Annotated in this window: 17 protein-coding genes; 14 read left to right on the top strand and 3 right to left on the bottom strand. The window is 66.7% G+C overall.

From position 1 onward, the window contains the following. Positions 1–45 precede the first annotated feature (45 nt). The 5 genes from BLEFHOIH_RS02710 (at position 46) to BLEFHOIH_RS02730 (ending at position 5,069) form a co-directional block, all read left to right on the top strand. Positions 46–1,545: a di-heme oxidoredictase family protein gene (locus tag BLEFHOIH_RS02710; RefSeq protein ID WP_088343132.1), complete on the top strand. Its 1,500-nt coding sequence runs from the start codon at positions 46–48 to the stop codon at positions 1,543–1,545. A 7-nt stretch (positions 1,546–1,552) separates the two neighbouring features. Continuing rightward, a complete protein-coding gene (locus BLEFHOIH_RS02715; RefSeq protein ID WP_088342962.1) occupies positions 1,553–2,611 on the top strand; it encodes an imelysin family protein in 1,059 nt (352 codons plus the stop codon). A 2-nt stretch (positions 2,612–2,613) separates the two neighbouring features. Further along, positions 2,614–3,738, top strand: a complete 1,125-nt coding sequence (locus BLEFHOIH_RS02720) for a DUF1513 domain-containing protein (RefSeq protein ID WP_088342963.1) — start codon at positions 2,614–2,616, stop codon at positions 3,736–3,738. A 192-nt stretch (positions 3,739–3,930) separates the two neighbouring features. Then, on the top strand, positions 3,931–4,398 hold the full coding sequence (locus tag BLEFHOIH_RS02725) for an SRPBCC family protein (RefSeq protein WP_088342964.1): 468 nt from the start codon (positions 3,931–3,933) through the stop codon (positions 4,396–4,398). A gap of 23 nt (positions 4,399–4,421) precedes the next feature. Further along, complete coding sequence (locus BLEFHOIH_RS02730; protein WP_088342965.1) at positions 4,422–5,069, top strand: glutathione S-transferase family protein; 648 nt, start codon at positions 4,422–4,424, stop codon at positions 5,067–5,069. 11 nt (positions 5,070–5,080) lie between these two features. On the opposite strand, the gene BLEFHOIH_RS02735 is transcribed toward BLEFHOIH_RS02730, so the two are convergent. Beyond that, the gene (locus BLEFHOIH_RS02735) at positions 5,081–5,284 is read right to left on the bottom strand and encodes a DUF2905 domain-containing protein (RefSeq protein ID WP_088343133.1); all 204 of its coding nucleotides are present in this window, start codon (positions 5,282–5,284) and stop codon (positions 5,081–5,083) included. Positions 5,285–5,413: 129 nt separating this feature from the next. Here BLEFHOIH_RS02735 and rocF point away from each other — a divergent pair, with 129 nt between their 5' ends. Further along, complete coding sequence (rocF, locus tag BLEFHOIH_RS02740; RefSeq protein ID WP_088342966.1) at positions 5,414–6,358, top strand: arginase; 945 nt, start codon at positions 5,414–5,416, stop codon at positions 6,356–6,358. Between the two features lie 75 nt (positions 6,359–6,433). Here rocF and BLEFHOIH_RS02745 read toward each other — a convergent pair whose 3' ends face one another. Further along, complete coding sequence (locus BLEFHOIH_RS02745) at positions 6,434–7,768, bottom strand: hypothetical protein (RefSeq protein WP_125461556.1); 1,335 nt, start codon at positions 7,766–7,768, stop codon at positions 6,434–6,436. Between the two features lie 553 nt (positions 7,769–8,321). On the opposite strand from BLEFHOIH_RS02745, the gene BLEFHOIH_RS02750 reads away from it, so the two are divergent. Then, positions 8,322–10,160, top strand: a complete 1,839-nt coding sequence (locus BLEFHOIH_RS02750; protein ID WP_088342968.1) for a DEAD/DEAH box helicase — start codon at positions 8,322–8,324, stop codon at positions 10,158–10,160. Positions 10,161–10,366: 206 nt separating this feature from the next. Here the strand turns inward: BLEFHOIH_RS02750 and BLEFHOIH_RS02755 are convergent, their stop codons facing one another. Then, complete coding sequence (locus tag BLEFHOIH_RS02755; RefSeq protein ID WP_088342969.1) at positions 10,367–11,788, bottom strand: glycoside hydrolase family 140 protein; 1,422 nt, start codon at positions 11,786–11,788, stop codon at positions 10,367–10,369. A 514-nt stretch (positions 11,789–12,302) separates the two neighbouring features. Between BLEFHOIH_RS02755 and BLEFHOIH_RS02760 the strand changes: the two genes are divergently transcribed. The 7 genes from BLEFHOIH_RS02760 to BLEFHOIH_RS02790 all read left to right on the top strand — a co-directional run bounded on the left by BLEFHOIH_RS02760 (position 12,303) and on the right by BLEFHOIH_RS02790 (position 18,288). Continuing rightward, positions 12,303–12,668 (top strand): DUF2946 family protein, encoded by a 366-nt coding sequence (locus BLEFHOIH_RS02760; protein WP_170936960.1) that lies wholly within the window; start codon positions 12,303–12,305, stop codon positions 12,666–12,668. Positions 12,669–12,763: 95 nt separating this feature from the next. After that, positions 12,764–13,261 carry a copper chaperone PCu(A)C gene (locus BLEFHOIH_RS02765; protein ID WP_088342971.1) on the top strand — a complete coding sequence of 166 codons (498 nt, stop codon included), beginning with the start codon at positions 12,764–12,766 and terminating at the stop codon, positions 13,259–13,261. A gap of 17 nt (positions 13,262–13,278) precedes the next feature. Further along, positions 13,279–13,797: a DUF1775 domain-containing protein gene (locus BLEFHOIH_RS02770; RefSeq protein ID WP_088342972.1), complete on the top strand. Its 519-nt coding sequence runs from the start codon at positions 13,279–13,281 to the stop codon at positions 13,795–13,797. Continuing rightward, positions 13,794–15,380, top strand: a complete 1,587-nt coding sequence (locus BLEFHOIH_RS02775) for a copper resistance CopC/CopD family protein (protein ID WP_088342973.1) — start codon at positions 13,794–13,796, stop codon at positions 15,378–15,380. Before BLEFHOIH_RS02770 ends, BLEFHOIH_RS02775 begins: the two co-directional genes overlap by 4 nt. A 101-nt stretch (positions 15,381–15,481) precedes the next feature. Further along, positions 15,482–16,492, top strand: coding sequence for a DUF4394 domain-containing protein (locus BLEFHOIH_RS02780; RefSeq protein WP_088342974.1), 1,011 nt, complete (start codon positions 15,482–15,484; stop codon positions 16,490–16,492). Positions 16,493–16,805: 313 nt separating this feature from the next. Continuing rightward, a complete protein-coding gene (locus BLEFHOIH_RS02785; RefSeq protein ID WP_088342975.1) occupies positions 16,806–17,531 on the top strand; it encodes a cytochrome b/b6 domain-containing protein in 726 nt (241 codons plus the stop codon). Further along, entirely contained in the window at positions 17,515–18,288 is a 774-nt protein-coding gene (locus tag BLEFHOIH_RS02790; RefSeq protein WP_088343134.1) for a molybdopterin-dependent oxidoreductase, read from the top strand. Before BLEFHOIH_RS02785 ends, BLEFHOIH_RS02790 begins: the two co-directional genes overlap by 17 nt. Positions 18,289–18,583 lie beyond the last annotated feature (295 nt).

Genomic DNA, 18,583 nt, shown 5'->3' on the forward strand with positions numbered 1-18,583 from the left:
AAAACACCCATGCGCTGGGGCGCCCGCCGGCCACGCCGATCGAGCATGCCGGGGGCCAGAGACCGCCGGCTGGTTTTTCTCGCGAGCGCCTTCCTTGCCGCCGGCCTGCTGCGCGGCGCGGGCGCGGCCGGACTCGACGACCCGCAGGCGCAGGCCACCGCCGGTGCCGCGCTCGAGCCCGGCGAGGAATTGCCCGGCGGCGCGGCGACTTCGCGCAAGAGCGTCAACACACTCGACGCTTTCTCGCACGCCTCCGGCAATCTCGAATTCAAGCGCGAATTCGACTTCAAGATCGGCAATGGCATCTTCACCAAGCTCTGGGTCTCGGCGCCGGCCTCGACGAAATCCTCCGATGGGCTCGGGCCCCTCTACAACGCCAAATCCTGCCAGTCCTGCCACATCAAGGACGGACGCGGCCATCCGCCCCGCGCGAACTGGCCCGAGAGCGACGCCATCTCGATGCTGCTGCGGCTGTCGATCCCGGGCGAGGCGCAGCCTTCCGACAAGGCCGAATTCGGCGTCCTCGCCGACACCAAGCCTGAGCCGACCTACGGCACGCAATTGCAGGACCTCTCGATCCAGGGCCAGATCGCCGAGGGCAAAATCCATGTCGACTATGCCGAGAGCGAGGTCGTGCTGGCCGACGGCGAGAAGGTCAGCCTCCGCAAGCCGGCCTATTCCATCGACAATCTCGGCTACGGCCCCTTGCATCCGGATACGCAGATCTCGCCGCGCATCGCGCCGCCGATGATCGGGCTCGGCCTGCTCGAAGCCATCCCGGAAGCCGCGATCCTCGCCCGCGCCGACCCAGGCGACAAGAATGGCGACGGCATTTCCGGTCGGCCGAACTGGGTGCGCGAGAGCGGCGGCGGCGCGGCGCGGCTGGGACGGTTCGGCTGGAAGGCGGGCAATCCGAGCATCGCCCAGCAATCCGCTGAAGCTTTTGCCGGCGACATCGGCATTTCCAGTCCGCTGCTCGACAAGCCCTCGGGCGAGTGCACCGAGAAGCAGCCCGCCTGCCTCGGCGCGCCGAACGGCAACAGCCCGCCGGAGACCGGCGCCGAGATCAACAAGGAGCTGTTCGACCTCGTCGTCTTCTACTCGCAAAACCTCGCCGTGCCGGCCCGCCGCGACCCGGCCGCCGCAGAGGTGTTGCAAGGCAAGCGCCTGTTCAGCGCCATCGGCTGCGCCGCCTGCCACGCCCCCTCATCGACGACGGGCGACGCGCCGAACGCCCCGCACCTCTCCAATCAGACCATCTGGCCCTATACCGACCTGCTGCTGCACGACATGGGCGAGGGCCTTGCCGACAACCGGCCCGAGCGCGAGGCGAACGGGCGAGAATGGCGCACGCCGCCGCTCTGGGGCATCGGCCTGACCCAGACCGTCAACGGCCACACATTTTTCCTGCATGACGGGCGGGCGAGGAGTATTGTCGAAGCTATCCTGTGGCATTCCGGCGAGGCTCAGACATCGCGCAATGCCTTCGCCGCGCTGCCGAAAGTGGACCGTGACGCGCTGATCGCATTCGTGAATTCGCTGTGAGGTTTTGATGCGTGCGCTGCTGGGTTTGTTGATCCTCGCCGCCGGCATGGGCACGGCGAGCGCTCGGACCATCGGCGAGAAGGCCGTCGAGAACCACATCCGCCCGGCCTATCAGCGGCTGGCGACCGCGATGGCCGATCTTAGCACGGCGACGAATGCGTATTGCGCTGGCGGCGGGGACCGCGCAGCGCTCGATGCCGCGTTCAAGCAGGCGGTTCTCGGCTGGTCGGGCGTCGAGCATCTGCGCTTCGGCCCGATGTTGGCGGACAACCGCTTCGAGCGCTTCATGTTCTGGCCGGACCCGAAAAGCCTCGGCCGCAAGCAGCTCAATGCCGCGCTCGCCCAGAAGGATCAGACCGTGCTAAGCCCGGCGACATTGGGTGAGAAAAGCGTGGCGCTGCAAGGCTTGACCGCCTTCGAAGCGCTGATGTGGAGCGGCGACGCGGAAGGCGTGACCGCCTCCACGCCCGAGGACCAGGCCTTTGCCTGCCAGTTCGCCAAATCCATCGCGGCGCATCTTACGCGGGTAGCGGCGGCGGTGCGCGACGAATGGGCCGTTAATGACGGCTTTGCCGCTAATCTGACCGCGCCGGGGCCGGAAAAACTCTATCACAACGACAAGGAAGTCACGCTGGAGCTGTTCAAGGCGTTCACCACCGGCTTGCAGCAGACCCGCAATGCCAAGCTCAACCGCGTGCTGATGGGCAATCCGCAGGAAGCCCGGCCGCGCCGCGCCGCCTTCTGGCGCAGCGGCAATGCCGTCGCCTCGATCGAGGCCAATATCGAGGCCATCGAGGATCTGTATCGCAATGCCGGGCTCGGCGAGATCGTCAAGCAGGCCGGCACCGGCGAGGAGCGCTCGACGCTTGACCAGTTCGACCTGATCGAAAAGGCGCTGGACGGGCTGACCGGCACGCCGATCGCCGATGTGACGGCATCGAAGCCGAGCTGGGAGAAGCTGAATTCTGTCGTGTTCGGCCTGATTAACATTCAGGTGACGGGTGGACAGGCTATCGTAACCGGCGCAGCTCTGCCGATGAGCTTCAACGCGCTGGACGGAGATTGAGCATGAACATCTCGCGCCGCGATTTTCTCGCCGGAGCGCTCGCCGCGGGCGCGCTGCCGATGCTGCCGGGAGCGGCCTTGGCTTTGGCCGATGCGCCGAGCCTCTACGCCGCCTCCCGCCGCGAGGCCGACGGCTCCTACGCCGCCGTGCTGTTCACCGCCGAGGGCGACCGGGCGCGTCTCGCCCTCCCGGCGCGCGGCCACGACCTCACCTTCCGCCCCGGCACCGGCGATTGCGTCGTCTTCGCCCGCCGCCCCGGCACTTTCGCCGCCGTCTTCTCGCGCGATGACGCCGCCCGGCCGCCGCTCTGGTTCTCCGCGTCGGAGGGCCGCCATTTCGACGGCCATGGCGTCTTCTCCGGCGACGGCCGCCTGCTCTATTCCACCGAGAACGATTTCACCGGCGATGCCTCGCGCGGCGTCATCGGCGTGCGCGACGCGGGCGCGGGCTACAAGCCGGTCGGCGAATTCCCCAGCGCCGGCATGGACCCGCACGACATGGCGCTGCTCTCCGATGGCCGCACGCTGGTCGTCGCCAATGGCGGCATCGAGCTGGACCCCGAGACCGGCCGCACCCCGCTCAACCTCGCGACGATGGAGCCCTCACTGGTCTATATCGACACCGCGACCGGGGACATTATCGAGAAGCATGTGCTGGACAAGGCCCTGCACAAGCTCTCCATCCGGCATCTGGCCGTCGCGGCGGGCGATCTGGTGGCGTTCGGCTGCCAATATGAAGGCGCGGCCGAGGACTTCCCGCCGCTCGTGGGCTTCCACCGGCTCGGCGAGCGGCCCCTGCTGATGGCGCCGCCGCATGAGATCCATCGCGGGCTGAAGAACTATATCGGCTCGGTCGCGGCGGATGCCTCGGGCACGCTGATCGCAGCCTCCGCGCCCAAAGGCGGCCGCATCACCTTCTGGGACGCCGAAAGCCGCCGCTTCCTCGGCGAAGAGCGCCTGATCGACGGCTGCGGCGTCGCCGACGCGGCCGAAGCCGGCAATTTCGTCCTCACCAGCGGCGAAGGCTGCGTCATCGAGCATTCCCTAAAGACCGGCGCCAGCCACGCCGACGCTTCGCTCGACTGGTCCGGCGTGAGCTGGGACAATCATGTGATCCGGCTTTGGTGATCCAGTAACACCCGATCGAGTCGCTCGCGCTCCGAACCGTCGGATGCGACCGCGTGCGCTACCCATCCCCATCGTGGCGCACCGCATTGGCGCGCTCCCCAGGAAGCGCTTGACTCCCTGGATCTGCCTTTGTATTTAACCAGCTCGCTAATTAACCAATAGGTATATAACGCGCCGTTAGAGGAATCCCGCATGACCGAAAGATCCGCCTCGCACGCCACCTTCGTCATCGAGCGGCGCTTCACCGCCTCGCCCGCGCAAGTTTTCGCCGCCTGGGCCGATCCGGTCGCCAAGAAACGCTGGTTCGGCGGCGATGCCGGCTGGGAGGAGCGCCATTACGAGCTGGATTTCCGCGTCGGCGGGCGCGAGTACAATTCCGCCCGGCGCACCGGCGGCCAGCGGCATATCTACGAGGCGCGCTATCAGGATATCATCCCCGATACCCGCATTATCGCCACTTACGACCTGCATCTGGATGCGACGCGCATTTCCGTCTCGCTGATGACGGTCGAGTTCAAGCCGGACGGAACGGGCACGCGGCTGGTCTTTACCGAGCAGGGCGTCTTTCTCGACGGCCACGACATTGCCGACCAGCGCCAGATGGGCACCGAGTGGCTGCTCGACGCCCTCGCCGCCGACCTGGAACGCAATGCGGGCTGAGCCCGCCAAATCGGAGAGCCGCCATGCCGCTCACGCTATACTATCATCCGCTGGCCTCGTATTGCCATAAGGTGCTGATCGCGCTCTATGAAAACGAGACGCCGTTCACGCCGCACCTCGTCGATCTCGGCGACCCGGAGGCCCGCGCCAAATTCGCGGCGCTCTGGCCGCTCGCCAAGATGCCGGTGCTCCGCGACGAGGCGAAGGACCGGACGGTGCCGGAATCCTCGATCATCATCGAATATCTGGAGCAGCATTATCCCGGCCCCGCCCCGCTGATCCCGGCCGACCCCGATCTGGCCCGCCACGCCCGCTTCGGCGACCGCTTCTTCGACATCTATGTCCATACGCCGATGCAGAAGGTGGTCGAGGACCGGCTGCGCCCGGAGGGGCGGAAAGACCCGCATGGCGTCGAACAGGCGATGGCGGCGCTGCGGCAGGCCTATGGCATGATCGACCGGCAGATGGCGGCGAGCCGATGGGCGATGGGCGAGAGCTTCAGCATGGCCGATTGCGCCGCCGCGCCGGCTCTGTTCTACGCCGACAAGCTGCTGCCGCTCGGCGGCCATCCTAATGCCGCCGCCTATTTCGAGCGGCTGCGCCAGCGGCCCTCCTTCGCCCGCGTCCTGCGGGAGGCCGAGCCGTATTTCGCGATGTTCCCGCAAGCATAGGCGCGCGGCCGTCAGAACCTGCCGATCAGCCATAGGATGACCGACAGCACCAGGCTGATCAGCAGGCTGGTGACGATCGGCAAATAGAGCCGGAAATTTTCGCGTTCGATGACGATGTCACCGGGGAGGCGGCCTAGGCCGAGCCTCCCCGCATAGCCCCAGAGCAGCCCCGCGACGATCAGCACGATGCCGGCAATAATCAGGGCCTTTCCCATGGCAGGCACTCCCTCGGCGCCGGATCGGCTGTGGAGAAAGCCCGCGGCGGCATGCGCCGGCAGGCTCGCCACGCCATAAATTGCGCCATATATAAGCATAATTCCGCAATATCTGGAGGCTTGGCTAATATGATCCTGCGCCGCATCGGCATTCTCGGGGCACCGGTCGAGACCGGCGCTACCCAGCGCGGCGCGGCGATGGGCCCGGCCGCCTTCCGCACCGCCGAACTGGCGGAGGCGCTGACCGCGCTCGGCCATGAGGTCAAGGATTTCGGCGACGCCGCGCCCGACCGGCTCGAAGGCTTTCGCCCCGGCATCACCCGGATGCTGAATTTCGAGCAATCCGCCGCCTGGGCGCGCGCCTTGCGGCGGCAGACCATCGCCATCCAGGAAGCGGGCTGGATGCCGCTCTGCCTCGGCGGCGATCATTCGATCTCGATGGGCATCGGCGCGGGCCTTGCCGAATTCGCTGCCTCGCGCGAGCGCGAGCAATTCCTGCTCTGGCTCGACGCCCATCCCGATTTCAACACCATGCAGACCTCCGTCAGCGGCAATATGCACGGCGTGCCGGTGGCTTTTCTATGCGGCCTGCCCGGCTTCGACGCGCTGCTCGGCCGCCCGCTGGAGACGCCGCTCAACCCGCATAACGTCATGATGATCGGCATCCGCTCCATCGATCCGCCGGAGCGCGAGCTGCTGATGCGGCACGGGCCGACCGTGCACGACATGCGCGCCATCGACGAGCACGGCATGGCCCGTCTCTTGGCGCCGTTCCTGGAGCGCATCGCCAAGCGCAACGGCCTTTTGCATGTCAGCCTCGATGTCGATTTCCTCGATCCGGACGTCGCGCCGGGCGTCGGCACCACGGTTCCCGGCGGCGCCACCGTGCGCGAGGCGCATCTGGTCATGGAGATGCTGCACGATAGCGGCCTCGTCAGCTCGCTGGAGCTGGCCGAGCTCAATCCCTTCCTCGACGAGCGCGGCCGCACCGCCACCTTGATGACCGATCTCGCCGCCAGCCTGTTCGGCCGACGCACCATGGACCGCCCGACGCGGAGCCAATGGGTGGGCTGATCGGGGCCGGCCGCAACCGAGCGGCCCTTCCCTGGGGACCGGCAGGCCAGCGCCCGCCGGTTGCCGGTTCCTCGCTTACGGCGTCAGCCGCACCGTCGGGGTGAAGGGCAGATCGGTCTGCGGCGTCTTCAGCGCCAGCAACTGGGCCAGCAAGCTGATGATCCGCTTGGTATTCTCCGCGCCCTCGGCGGGGACGCAGTAATGCTTGCCGAAATCCTCGACCTCCGTGAAGCAGGGCACCGAGCCGCCCTCGACGATGGTCAGCACGCGGGAATCCTCCTTGCCGGTGCCGTCCAGCCGGACGCGGTCCATGGCGCCCTCGGCCAAGATCCGGCCGAGGAACTGATAGATGCCGTAGGTCGAGCGCGTCGAGATCTCATAATATTGCTTGGCGCCGGAGAATTTTTGCGGCGCCGCCTCGCCACCCGGACGCAGCGACCGGGGCGTATAATCCTGCGCCGGCGACGGCGCCGATTGAACGATCAGGCGATTGACCGAAAGGCCCTCGGAGGCAGCGGACTTACCGCGCCGGCCTTCGCCGTCCTCGGACTTCGGCCAGGGCGTCTTGCCGCAAATCGGATTGAGCCCTTGCGCCAGCGGTCCGCGCGGGCGCTTGCGCACCCCTTCGAGGACTTCGCGTCTTGCCCGGTCGGCCAGCACCGGATCGAAGCACGGCCGGCCTTCGGTCTTGGGGACGCTGCGCGGCCGCCCATCCGAACCCGGCTGCTGCTTCTCGACGACGCGCGTCTCGACGCGGAAGCCGGTGTCGATGGCCGCATCGACATAATCGACGAAGCACCAGCGATGCGCCCCGAGCGTCTCGCAGGATTTCTCCTCCGACGGCTCGTTGCGGAACTCGACGGTCTTCGAGCCCTGCGTCACGCGGACCGCATCGGCGAACAGCCAGAACAGCAGCTCGCGCGGATAGCCCTGGCGCTCGAAGAAATTCAGCGTCACGTCGTCAACGGGCGTCAGCAGCGCGCTGTAGAAATCCTTGTTCTCCAGGATGGCGATGTCGAAATTGCTGTTCGCCGCGACGCTGCCGTTCAACGTGCTGTTGCCGAGCGTCACCTGCCGCTGGTTCGGTACCTTGTCCGGCCCGATCAGGAAGGACGGCAGGCCGACGCCCAGGCTGGTCGAAGTGGTGCCGCCGATCTTGGAGAAGGCCACGAAATTCAGCGGCTCGGCCTTGGAGGCGCGCACGATGTTCAAAAGGATGGCCTGATTGCGGGCTGCGTCGGTGCTGCGGTTGATGGTGTCGTAGCGGCCATCGACGGTCGAATCGGTGAAGGCGCAGGCGGCGAGCGGCAGGCAGATCAGCAGGCCGGCAAATTTGGCGAAGGCGCGGTTCAAACTGCGCCCGAAGGCTCCGCGCCGCAAATCGGCGAACGAAACGGATAAAGCAGACATAAAACACACTCCCCCAAACGTGCTTTCTGCGGGGGGAGCGGCCGGTGCCGCACACCGAACGCAACTGCCAACGGAAACCGAAATCCCATCCGTCGCCCAAAGTCCCCCGCCGGGAATTTATCGCAAGAGTCCGGCGCGGACCATAATGCAATCGCGCACGGGCGAAAAAGCAGGCGGGTTTGCCAATAAGAGTGGCAAATCGGGTACGACACTCAGAGCGTGCAAAGAACAGAGGGGGAACTATTCTTGTGATGATCGTCATAGAATATCAATGACTTGCGGCAGACAATTCAATACATAGCTGCGGAGGCTGGACACAAGACGGCAAGCGGCGTCAGCCTTGCCTAGACCGAAATTTCCGCCTTGTGCGGCGCCGCAACGCAGATCTGCGCAATCAACATGACGCGCCCAAGTGCTCTGTACAACTCAGCCGACGCCACGTATCAAATGCATCAAGCATTTGTCGCACCGCACCATCGGCCGCGCCGAGATGCGCCTCAATCAGGCGATCCGAAACCGGGCAATGACACCCGAATTCTGAAAGACCCTACGCATGACAGAGTTCGACGGCATCGTTCCGGCGCTTGGCCAGGCGCTCAGCAAACGCGGCTATGCCGAACTGACGCCGGTGCAGCGCGCGGTGCTCGCCCCCGAGCTGACCGGCAAGGACGCGCTGGTCTCGGCGCAGACCGGCTCCGGCAAGACCGTCGCTTTCGGCCTGGCGCTCGCGCCCGGCCTCCTGGACGGGGCCGAGCGCTTCACGCATGGCGGCGCGCCGCTCGCCCTCGTGATCGCCCCGACGCGGGAGCTTGCCTTGCAGGTCAAGCGCGAGCTGGAATGGCTGTATGAGCCGACCGGCGCGACCATTGCCTCCTGCGTCGGCGGCATGGATATGCGCGGCGAACGCCGGGCGCTGGAACGGGGCGCGCATATCGTCGTCGGCACGCCGGGCCGCCTGCGCGACCACATCACCCGCAATTCGCTCGACGTCTCCGAGCTGAAGGCCGTGGTGCTTGACGAGGCCGACGAAATGCTCGATCTCGGCTTCCGCGAAGACCTGGAATTCATCCTGGAGGCAACGCCGACCGAGCGGCGCACGCTGATGTTCTCCGCCACAGTGCCGCGCTCGATCGTCGATCTCGCCAAGCGATATCAGCGCGACGCCGTGCGCATCACCGCCGCCGGCGAGCAGAAGCAGCATCTGGACATCGAATATCGCGCCCTGCTGGTCGCATCGCACGAGAAGGAAAATGCGATCGTCAACGTGCTGCGCTATTTCGAGGCGAAGACCGCCCTCGTCTTCTGCGCGACGCGCGCTGCCGTCAGCCATATGACGGCGCGGTTCAGCAATCGCGGCTTTTCGGTGGTGGCGCTGTCGGGCGAACTCAGCCAGTCCGAGCGAACCCACGCGCTGCAGGCGATGCGCGACGGCCGCGCCCGCGTCTGCATCGCCACCGATGTCGCCGCGCGCGGCATCGATCTGCCCAATCTGGAACTGGTCATCCACGCCGACCTGCCGACCAATCGCGAGGCGCTGCTGCACCGCAGCGGGCGGACGGGCCGCGCCGGCCGCAAGGGCGTCAGCGTGCTGATCGTGCCGCAAAGCGCGCGCAAACGCGCCGAACGCCTGCTGATGAGTGCCGGCATCAATGCCAATTGGGCCAAGCCGCCTTCCGCCGACGACGTCATCCGCCGCGACGACGAGCGCATCCTGGCCGATCCGGCCTTGACCGAGCCGCTGAAGGAGGACGAGACCGCCTTCGTGCAGGAATTGCTGGCACGGCACGGGGCCGAGCAGGTCGCCGCCGCCTTCGTGCGCCGCTACCGGGCGGGGCAATCGGCGCCGGAGGATCTGCTGGATGTCGCGCCGGCGCCGCGGTCGGCGGCCGAGCCGAGGAAGCCCCAGCGCACCGAATTCGGCGACAGCGTCTGGGTCTCGATCTCGGTCGGGCGCAAGCAGAATGCGGAGCCGCGTTGGCTTTTGCCGATGCTGTGCGGCGCGGGCAAGATCACCAAGCGCGACATCGGCGCGATCAAGATCCAGCCCGACGAGACCCATGTCCAACTCGCGGCGGACAGCGTCGACCGCTTCTTCGCCGCCATCGGCCCGAGCCGCACGCTGGAGAACAGCATCAAGGTCAAGCGCATGGATTCCGCGCCGGAGCAGACCGAGGACGGACGCGGGCGTCCTCCACATTCTGGCAAGTCCTTCGCCGACCGGAAGGCTGGTCCGCCGCGCGGCAAGCTGGAAGGCGCAAAGCGCAAGTTAGGGCATCAGCCGGATGCGGCCACCCGCCCCGGCGCCGGAGATGACGGCAAGCCGCGCAAGAAGATGAATCCATCCAAGGCGCGCCGGGCCGCCGCCCGCGCTCGGCCTGCGGCGGGCGGGTAATCAATTAAACGCAATCCTCGCGAAGGCGGGGATCCAGTATTCACGAAGCCGGAATTGGCTTGCTGCCTGACCTCTGGCGCTGCGGCGTACTGGATCCCCGCCTTCGCGGGGATTTCGAAATATCTCTTTGTATTGAGCTGGGTCCGCTGCTGTTGAATTGTGCGACATGCCGGGCGCGGTTCGCCATTTCTGATCCGCGCGATGGCCTAGTTCGCGACCCTTAGCACCAGCACCCAATCCCCATCGCCGGCCGCATTCTGCCCAGGCGGCGTGAAACTCTTACGCCCCCCCGACGTCTCGACCGATCCCCCCGCATCCGTCTCCTTGCCGCTCGACGGATCGATCCAGCGCGCCGAGACCACCTTGCCGTCAAACTTACCGAGATCTATCGAAATCTCGCGCGCCGTCGGCAAATAGACTAACGCTAGCTTCCGGTCCGCCGTCAGCGCGCCTACGGCTTGCTCCATGCCCTCCGCTCGGCCCGCAACGACCAGCGTGCCGTCCAGATCCGGCCGCAGCTCCCACCAGGGCACGCCCTGGAACAGGTTCACCAGATGCGTCATGCTCTGCGCGCCCTGGCTGCCGAGCGCGTGCCACCAGTCGGTCGGGGCGGGGAAGAGGCCGGGATGGCCGAAATGCCAGATCGGATTGTTGCCGAACACCTGCCCCGACGCGCCGCATAACAGCGCCGAATAAGCATGCTGCCGCACACGCTGGGGACCGGCATCGTGCTCGTCCTCATAGGTGCTCTCGATGAGGAAGGCCGGACGCCCGCCGGGCTCCCGGTAAGCCTCGGCGGCGCGCTGGCAGACCGGCTGATAGGTGTAGAGGGTGGTCAGGTCGAGCCAGGGCGAGCCGCGCCAAAATTCCGGCACGACGGTCTCCGGCCCATTATGCGCGGTGTGCAATTGCTGGGGCGCAGCGGCTTTCAGCCCGGCGGCGACGGCGCCGACCAGCGCCTTGTCGGGCGGGTCGTAATCGCCGCCATTGACCCAGATGATATTGTCATACCCGGCATAGCGACGGCCGAGAAATTCGCCGTAGCCGCGCATCGCGTCGGGACCGGCCTTCGCCATGCTCCGCCACCAGCCCTGGTCGTCGCCGGAAAAGCCGATATAGGCCGGGGTCAGCAGCACCATGAAGCCCATCGCGCGGGCGCGGCCCAGCACCCAGTCGGCGTGGCGGAAATAAGCCTCGTTCGGCTTGGTGAAATCGCCCGGCTCGGTGAAGGGCGCGTCGCCATTGGCGTTGCTCGGCGCCTTGCGGGCGAATTGATGCTCGATGAGGTTGACGAGCAGCGTGTTGAAGCCGCGCGCGTGCCGGTCGGCCAAATAAATGTCGACCTCGGCGCGGGTCAGATCGGCGATCAGCGACCAGGCGGCGTCGCCCTGGATCAGGAACGGGGCGCCGCCCGCATCGACGAGATACCGCTTGCCCGCCTCGACCTTGAGCGGAAAAGCGGCGGCCGGCCTCGGATCGGCCAGGACGAGGCCGGAGCTTCGCGCACCGCGCCCCGGCAGGTGAGCCAGCATCGCGGTGACGGCGACGGCGCTCGCCGCGATCAGCGCGAGCAAGGCGAGGGCGGCGAGCGGCCTGCGTCGCGGGAGGCGGCGAAAAAACCGGGCCATGGGCTTGCACGCTCCAAAAATCCGCGAAACCGGCCGGGGTCCGCAACCTCGTCCGGCCCCGCGATTCGATAGCGCGGATGCGCGCCGCCGCCAAGTGACGTTCGCCACCTTTGCCCGCTTGACGCGCGCACCATCGTCAAGACGTAGCTCCGCACAAAAATGCCCCGCCCTCCGGTCATGACACCGGAAAGCGAGGCACGGGCCAGGCTAAATCCTGACTAGAACAGCGGTGATGGCGCAGAAGGCCAGCGCGACGCTCACGAGCGTGATGGTTTTGGCGCGCGAGAACGGCGCTTCCAGGAAGCCGACATAGAGCATGCCGGCGCGCTGGCGGAAACTGTCGAGGATCGGCTCGTGGGCCTAAAGTCCAAGCCGGCGCGCCTGGCGCGGGGGCCTGTTGGTGGAGCCGTCCGGCCCAGCAACGCGCGCCCTTTGCGGCCAAAAGAAACACTGCCCAAATTTCGCATTATTGCTTAGTATTTAGCGCATGATGATTGGGCTAAATCCGCGTCGCATGGCATTCGGAGCGCTGGCCGCATGGCTCGGCGTGTTCGTCGTGCTGCTGCGCGCTGTGATCGCGCCGGGCGTGATGCCCGATCCGGCCGCCGCCGCGCGGGGCGAGTTCAAACTCGTGCTTTGCAGCTCCGGCGACAGCCGCTCGCTGCCCGCCGATCCGAGCGACGACCAAAACGCGGATCATCGACACGCTGCCACGCTCTGCCCCTATTCCGCGCTTGGCCATCTGGCGACCGCCGCCGATCATGCCCTCCCGGCAGGCGAACAATTCGCGCCCGCCCTGGCCACGCGCGCCGGTCAGGACGCCGCCCTGCCCTTCCGTCTCGACGCGCACAGCGCCCGGGCACCCCCGTATTTCTCCTGAGACTTCTGCCCATGCTTATGCCCGCTGCCTTCGGGCCGGACACATAAGCCGGGCGCACATCATTCGATACGCCAAAGCCCTCAGGAGCTTAAACCATGCTGCATTTCCGCAATATTTTGCGCGCCTCTCTCTTATCTGCCGCGCTGACCATTACCGCCGCCCCTCTTGCCGCCCATGAATTCAAGGCCGGCAGCCTCGAAATCGATCACCCCTGGACGCGGGCGACACCCACCGGCGCCAAGACGGCCGCCGGCTACATGACCATCACCAATCACGGCACCGCGCCCGACCGGCTGGTCGGCGGCTCGGCGGACGGCGTGGAGACGGTCGAAGTGCATCAGATGTCGGTCGAGAACGACCTGATGAAGATGCGCAAGCTGGATGACGGCGTCGAGATCAAGCCGGGCGAAACCGTCGAGTTCAAGCCCAGCTCCTACCACCTGATGATGATGGGCCTGAAGAGCGGTTTTAAGCAGGGCGCCATGATCAAGGGCGCGCTCGCCTTCGAGAAGGCCGGCAAGGTTCCCGTGGAGTTCGAAGTGCAGGCGATCGGCGCGACCGGCGCTGAAGCGCACGGCCATCACAAGCATTAAGCGCGCGGGGACCATTGATGCTGAAATCCATTCTCGCGGCCGCGCTGCTCGCGGCCGGGACAGCGCCCGCCCTCGCCCATGTCACATTGGAGGCCAAGGAAGCGCCGGTTGCGTCGGGCTATAAGGCGGTCTTCCGCGTGCCGCATGGCTGCAAGGGCGCGGCGACGGTCAAGCTGCGCGTGCAGATCCCCGAAGGGGTCATTGCCGTCAAGCCGATGCCGAAGCCGGGCTGGTCGCTGGAAACCGTGAAGGGCAAATATGCAAAGTCCTACCCCTATTATCACGGGGTGACGCTGAGCGAAGGCGTCAAGGAAGTCGTCTGGAGCGGCGGCAAACTGCCCGATGACTATTATGACGAGTTCGTCATGCAGACCAGCCTCACCGCCGATCTGGCGCCGGAGACGGTGCTCTACTTCCCCGTCGTGCAGGAATGCGAACAGGGCGTCGAGCGCTGGATCGAGATCCCGGAAGCGGGCAAATCGGCGGCGGATTACGAAAAGCCGGCGCCGGGCGTCAAGCTCTTGCCGAAGAAATGAGGCGGATCGCGCTGATCCTTTTGGCCATGGCGGCGCTGCTCGCTTCGGGCGCGCCTGCCTTTGCCCATGCGGCGCTGGTGGGGTCGGAGCCGGCGGATGACGGCGTCGTCGCGGCGGCGCCACAGCGCCTGACGCTGACCTTCAACCAGCCCATTGCGCCGCTGGTGCTGAAGCTGATCCGCCCCGATGGCAGCGCGGTCGCGCTGGACCATTTCGCGCTGGAGGGCAACAGGCTCAGCATCGACGCGCCGCCCGGGCTGGGCGCCGGGACGCATGCGCTGAGCTGGCGCGTGGTCTCCGAGGACGGGCATCCGGTCGGCGGGTCGCTGCTGTTCTCGATCGGCGCGCCGAGCGCGGGGCCGCTGCCGGATATTGACGAAGCCGTCGATTGGCCGGTGCGGCGCGCCCTTTGGGCCGCGAGGGTCTTGCTCTATGCCGGGCTGTTCTTCGGCGTCGGCGGCGCGTTTTTCGCGGCGTGGATCGGCGACGGCGGCAGAGGCGCAAGGAGTCTCGCCGCCGGTGTGATGGGGCTGGGCTTGCTCGCGGTTGGGATTTCGGTCGGACTGCAAGGCGTCGATGCGCTCGGTGCTTCGCTCGACGGGCTCGGCAGGCGGATCGTTTGGGCAACCGGCTTCGCAACGAGTTTTGGCGACACCGCGTCTCTCGCCGCTATCGCCCTCGTCGGCGGATTGCTGGCCCTGCTGCCGAGGGGCTGGCCCGCCAAAGCACTGTCCCTCCTCGCCCTGATCGCCGTCGGACTGGCCCTCGCCGCCAGCGGACATGCGAGCGCCGCGCCGCCGCAATGGCTCACCCGCCCCGCCGTCTTCCTGCACGGCATCGCCATCGCCTTCTGGGCGGGTTCGCTGATACCGCTCGCCACGCTCCTTGCCACGAACGGGCCCGACTCGATCGCCGCCCTCCGCCGCTTCTCCGCGTCGATCCCCTTCGCCATCCTGCCGCTGCTCGCGGCCGGCATCCTGCTCGCCTTCGTCCAGGTGCAGAGCCCCGATGCGCTTTGGACCACCGCATACGGCCAGATCCTGCTCATCAAGCTGGCTTTGCTCCTCGCCTTGCTCGCCTTTGCCGCCGCCAACCGCTACCGCTTCACGCATCGGACGCTGGGCGGCGATGTCGGCGCGTTCCACATTTTGCGCCGCTCCATCCTGATCGAAACCGCGCTGATGCTCGCCATCTTCGGCGTCGCCGCCGCCTGGCGCTTCACGCCGCCGCCCCGCGCCCTCGCCGAAGCTGCCGCAAAGCCCGCCGCGATCCACATCCACACCGCCAAGGCGATGGCCGATTTCACCCTCACCCCCGGCCGCGCCGGCACCACCACCGCATCCATATTCCTGATGACGGGCGATTTCGGCCCGCTCGCCGCCAGGGAGCTGACGCTGGTGCTCGCCAACCCCACCGCCGGCATCGAGCCGATCCGCCGCCCCGCCACCCGCCCCGGCGACGGCACCTGGGCCGTCGACGGCCTCACCATCCCGCAAGCCGGGCGCTGGCAGGTCGAGCTCGAAATCCTGGTGACCGATTTCGAGCTCCTAAAGCTCGACGGCGAAATCGACATCCGGCGCTAAGGCAAATTTTTTTTCGCGGATTTAAAACCCGCGCCGAAACGCCCCGTATCTCGGACAACGGCAGCGAATTCCCGCGGACCGTTTTTCGAGGAGAGAACACCATGCGTTATTATCTCGCGGCGGCGGCGGCCCTGGCTTTGCAAGTGTCGAGCGCCCATGCCGAAACCATTTTCGCCCTGGTCGGCACCGACCTCCTGGCCACCATCGACAGCCGCACCGGCAAGACCACCGGCCTCACCAAGATCGAAGGCGCCGGGCCGATCCTCGGCCTCGACATCCGCCCGGCGGATGGCCAGCTCTACGCGCTTGCGGGCGACGGCAGCGTTTCGACCATCGACCCGGCATCCGGCCGCGCGACGCCGAAATCCCAACTCGACACGCCGCTGCCCGAAGGCGCGAAGATCAGCGTCGATTTCAATCCGGTCGCCGACCGCATGCGCATCATCGGCAGCGACGGCACCAATCTGCGCGCCAATGTCGATGACGGCAAAGTGGCGACCGACAAGCCTCTGACCTTCGCCGCGACCGAGCCGGCGATCGGCGGCTCGCCGATGGTGATCGCGGGCGCCTATGTGAATGCGGTGAAGGGCGCCAAGGAAACCACGCTCTACGATATCGACGCCGCAACCGGCGGCCTGTTCCGCCAAGCGCCGCCGAATGACGGCATCCTGAGCGGCATCGGCTTGCTCGGCATCGATGCCGAGACCATCGCCTTCGACATCTCGACCGACGGCATGGGCGTGAATTCGGCGATGCTGCTGGCGAAGGGCAATCTCTATTCGGTCGATCTGGCGAGCGGCAAGGTAGGCGGCGGCAAGGCGATCGCCGGGCTTCCCTCCGACGTGCGCGACATCGCCGTGCTGCCGGCGGCGGGGATGAAGCGGGTCGGCGGCGACATGATGATGAAGTCGCAAGCCGGCGCCGATATGACCGCCTCCTACCTGCCGCCTAAGGGCATGGTCGCGGGCGAGCCGAAGCCCACCGGGCAGATGAAGGCGGGCTACGAGAAGCAGCCGCAATACCGCACCGAGCGCAGCATGAAGCGCGACGCCTATTCCGCCCCCAAAGCCAAGCGCGGCGGCCCGAATTGCGAGCGCGAAGAGCATTATTGAGTAGCGTGGTGCGGGCGGGCCGAGCGAGGCCGCCCGCTCTCGATGACCGGCTCCGTGGCGGACGGGGCCGGTCGTTGCGTCATTGCGATGCGCCTCCCGAAGCGTCGCCCCGGCCGAAGAGCCAGGGCCTACAGGCGTCCCCGCTTGCCGCAGTGCCCGCGGAGAGGCGAGTGGGCCACGGCTCTTCGGCCGGGGCGAGGCAGGAGCGGACCTCCGCCCGTATTACGAAAAAGTGCGCAATCGATCTCAATCCAGCGCGAAACTTCCGCTGGCAGACACAGTATAGTCCCGCGAGGACCGAACGGAGGCTTCCATGCCCCAGCCATCGCCGAAACTGCTGATTCGGCGGCATTCCGCCGTCACCCGCGTGACGCATTGGGTCAACGCGCTCTGCCTCGCGGTGCTGCTGATGAGCGGGTTGCAGATCTTCAACGCTCATCCCGCCCTCTATTGGGGCAATATCTCGACCTTCGACAACCCGCTCGCCCTCATCGGCCCCTTCCCCGGCTGGGCAACGCTCCCCTCCTATCAGGATCTCGCCAGCGGGCGGCTCTGGCATTTCTTCTTCGCCTGGCTGCTCGTCATCAACGGCGCGGTCTATCTTCTGGCCTCGCTCGTCAGCCGCCATCTCAGCCGCGACCTCCTGCCGACGCGCGCCGAACTCGCCCATGTCGGCCAAGCGATCCGCGAGCATATCCGCCTCCGCTTCCCCCAGGGCGAGGAGGCGCGCCGCTATAACGTGCTGCAACAGCTCGCCTATCTCGCGGTGATCGTCGTCCTCGTGCCGCTCGTCATCGTCACCGGCCTTTGCATGTCGCCGCGCCTCAACGCCGATTTCCAATGGCTGCCCGCGCTGTTCGGCGGACGGCAATCGGCGCGCACGGTGCATTTCCTCGCCGCTTCGGGGCTGCTCGCCTTCTTCATCGTGCATGTTGCGATGGTGCTGGCCTCGGGCTTTTGGAACAATCTGCGGTCGATGATCACCGGCCGCTATGCCATCGAAACGGGAGACGGCCATGCCGATCGCGCAAAATCTTAACCGCAGGGCGCTGCTGAAGATGGCAGGCGGCCTCGGCGCCGCGCTGCTTACCGGCTGCGACCAGCTCACCCAGGACCAGACCGTGCGCCGCATCCTCGGCGCGGCCAACCCGGTGGACCAGACCGTGCAGCGGGCGCTCGGCCCCAACGCGCTCGCCGCCGAATTCGACGAGGCCGATCTGTCGCCAAAGTTCCGCCCGAACGGCAGCACCGATCCGGACAACGCAGCCTATCAAGCCGCCGCCGGCCAGGGCTTTTCCGACTGGCGGCTGAACGTGACCGGCCTCGTCGGGCGTCCGGCGCAGTTCTCGCTCGCCGATCTGCGCGCCCTGCCGTCGCGGACGCAGATCACCCGGCATGATTGCGTCGAAGGCTGGAGCTGCATCGGCAAGTGGAGCGGTACCCGGCTGTCGGCGCTTTTGGAGAAGACCGATCTCAAACCCACCGCGCGCTACATCGTCTTCCACTGCGCCGACGCCCTGCCGAGCGGCGATTTCAGCCCGCCCGTCCCCTATTACGAGAGCATCGACCTCAACGACGCCTGGCACGAGCAGACCATCCTCGCCTATGAAATGAACGGCCAGGACTTGCCGGTCGCCCATGGCGCGCCGCTGCGGCTGCGCGTGGAGCGCCAGCTCGGCTACAAGCACGCGAAATATGTGATGGCCATCGAGGCGGTGGAGAGCTTTGCCAATATCGGCGGCGGCAATGGCAGCTACTGGGCCGATAACGGCTATTCCTGGTATGCGGGAATATGACCCCCCCTTGGTTCCCCAGGTGGCGGTATTGAACGGAGCAAAGCGACGCGCCGCGGGTTGGCCGGGCGCATCGCATTTGAAAAGACTAGTTGAGGCGGACCAGACGCCCCGGAATTCCACGGCTCATCTGCCAACCGAAGCAATAGCCGTCACATGACTTGCAAGTATAGCCGCAGGCGCATGTGCCTCTCGGACACTGCAATCCTAATTTCGGCGCGTTTGATCGAAAGAAACACCAATCGCCCGCGTAGCTGGGGCTCGGCGCTCCAACGAGCATCAAAAGCGAAAGCAGCGA

The sequence above is a fragment of the Rhodomicrobium sp. R_RK_3 genome (assembly GCF_002198715.1).
Taxonomy (GTDB): Bacteria; Pseudomonadota; Alphaproteobacteria; order Rhizobiales; family Rhodomicrobiaceae; genus R-RK-3.

What these genes read in the sequence shown, in the direction of transcription:
- BLEFHOIH_RS02770 (WP_088342972.1), top strand. Translation starts at nt 13,279, where the DNA reads ATGCTGAAATCCATTCTCGCGGCCGCGCTGCTCGCGGCCGGGACAGCG.
- BLEFHOIH_RS02720 (WP_088342963.1), top strand. Translation starts at nt 2,614, where the DNA reads ATGAACATCTCGCGCCGCGATTTTCTCGCCGGAGCGCTCGCCGCGGGC.
- BLEFHOIH_RS02755 (WP_088342969.1), bottom strand. Translation starts at nt 11,788, where the DNA reads ATGGCCCGGTTTTTTCGCCGCCTCCCGCGACGCAGGCCGCTCGCCGCC.
- BLEFHOIH_RS02765 (WP_088342971.1), top strand. Translation starts at nt 12,764, where the DNA reads ATGCTGCATTTCCGCAATATTTTGCGCGCCTCTCTCTTATCTGCCGCG.
- BLEFHOIH_RS02735 (WP_088343133.1), bottom strand. Translation starts at nt 5,284, where the DNA reads ATGGGAAAGGCCCTGATTATTGCCGGCATCGTGCTGATCGTCGCGGGG.
- BLEFHOIH_RS02775 (WP_088342973.1), top strand. Translation starts at nt 13,794, where the DNA reads ATGAGGCGGATCGCGCTGATCCTTTTGGCCATGGCGGCGCTGCTCGCT.
- BLEFHOIH_RS02750 (WP_088342968.1), top strand. Translation starts at nt 8,322, where the DNA reads ATGACAGAGTTCGACGGCATCGTTCCGGCGCTTGGCCAGGCGCTCAGC.
- rocF (WP_088342966.1), top strand. Translation starts at nt 5,414, where the DNA reads ATGATCCTGCGCCGCATCGGCATTCTCGGGGCACCGGTCGAGACCGGC.
- BLEFHOIH_RS02710 (WP_088343132.1), top strand. Translation starts at nt 46, where the DNA reads ATGCCGGGGGCCAGAGACCGCCGGCTGGTTTTTCTCGCGAGCGCCTTC.
- BLEFHOIH_RS02725 (WP_088342964.1), top strand. Translation starts at nt 3,931, where the DNA reads ATGACCGAAAGATCCGCCTCGCACGCCACCTTCGTCATCGAGCGGCGC.
- BLEFHOIH_RS02780 (WP_088342974.1), top strand. Translation starts at nt 15,482, where the DNA reads ATGCGTTATTATCTCGCGGCGGCGGCGGCCCTGGCTTTGCAAGTGTCG.
- BLEFHOIH_RS02715 (WP_088342962.1), top strand. Translation starts at nt 1,553, where the DNA reads ATGCGTGCGCTGCTGGGTTTGTTGATCCTCGCCGCCGGCATGGGCACG.
- BLEFHOIH_RS02730 (WP_088342965.1), top strand. Translation starts at nt 4,422, where the DNA reads ATGCCGCTCACGCTATACTATCATCCGCTGGCCTCGTATTGCCATAAG.
- BLEFHOIH_RS02745 (WP_125461556.1), bottom strand. Translation starts at nt 7,768, where the DNA reads ATGTCTGCTTTATCCGTTTCGTTCGCCGATTTGCGGCGCGGAGCCTTC.
- BLEFHOIH_RS02785 (WP_088342975.1), top strand. Translation starts at nt 16,806, where the DNA reads ATGCCCCAGCCATCGCCGAAACTGCTGATTCGGCGGCATTCCGCCGTC.
- BLEFHOIH_RS02760 (WP_170936960.1), top strand. Translation starts at nt 12,303, where the DNA reads ATGGCATTCGGAGCGCTGGCCGCATGGCTCGGCGTGTTCGTCGTGCTG.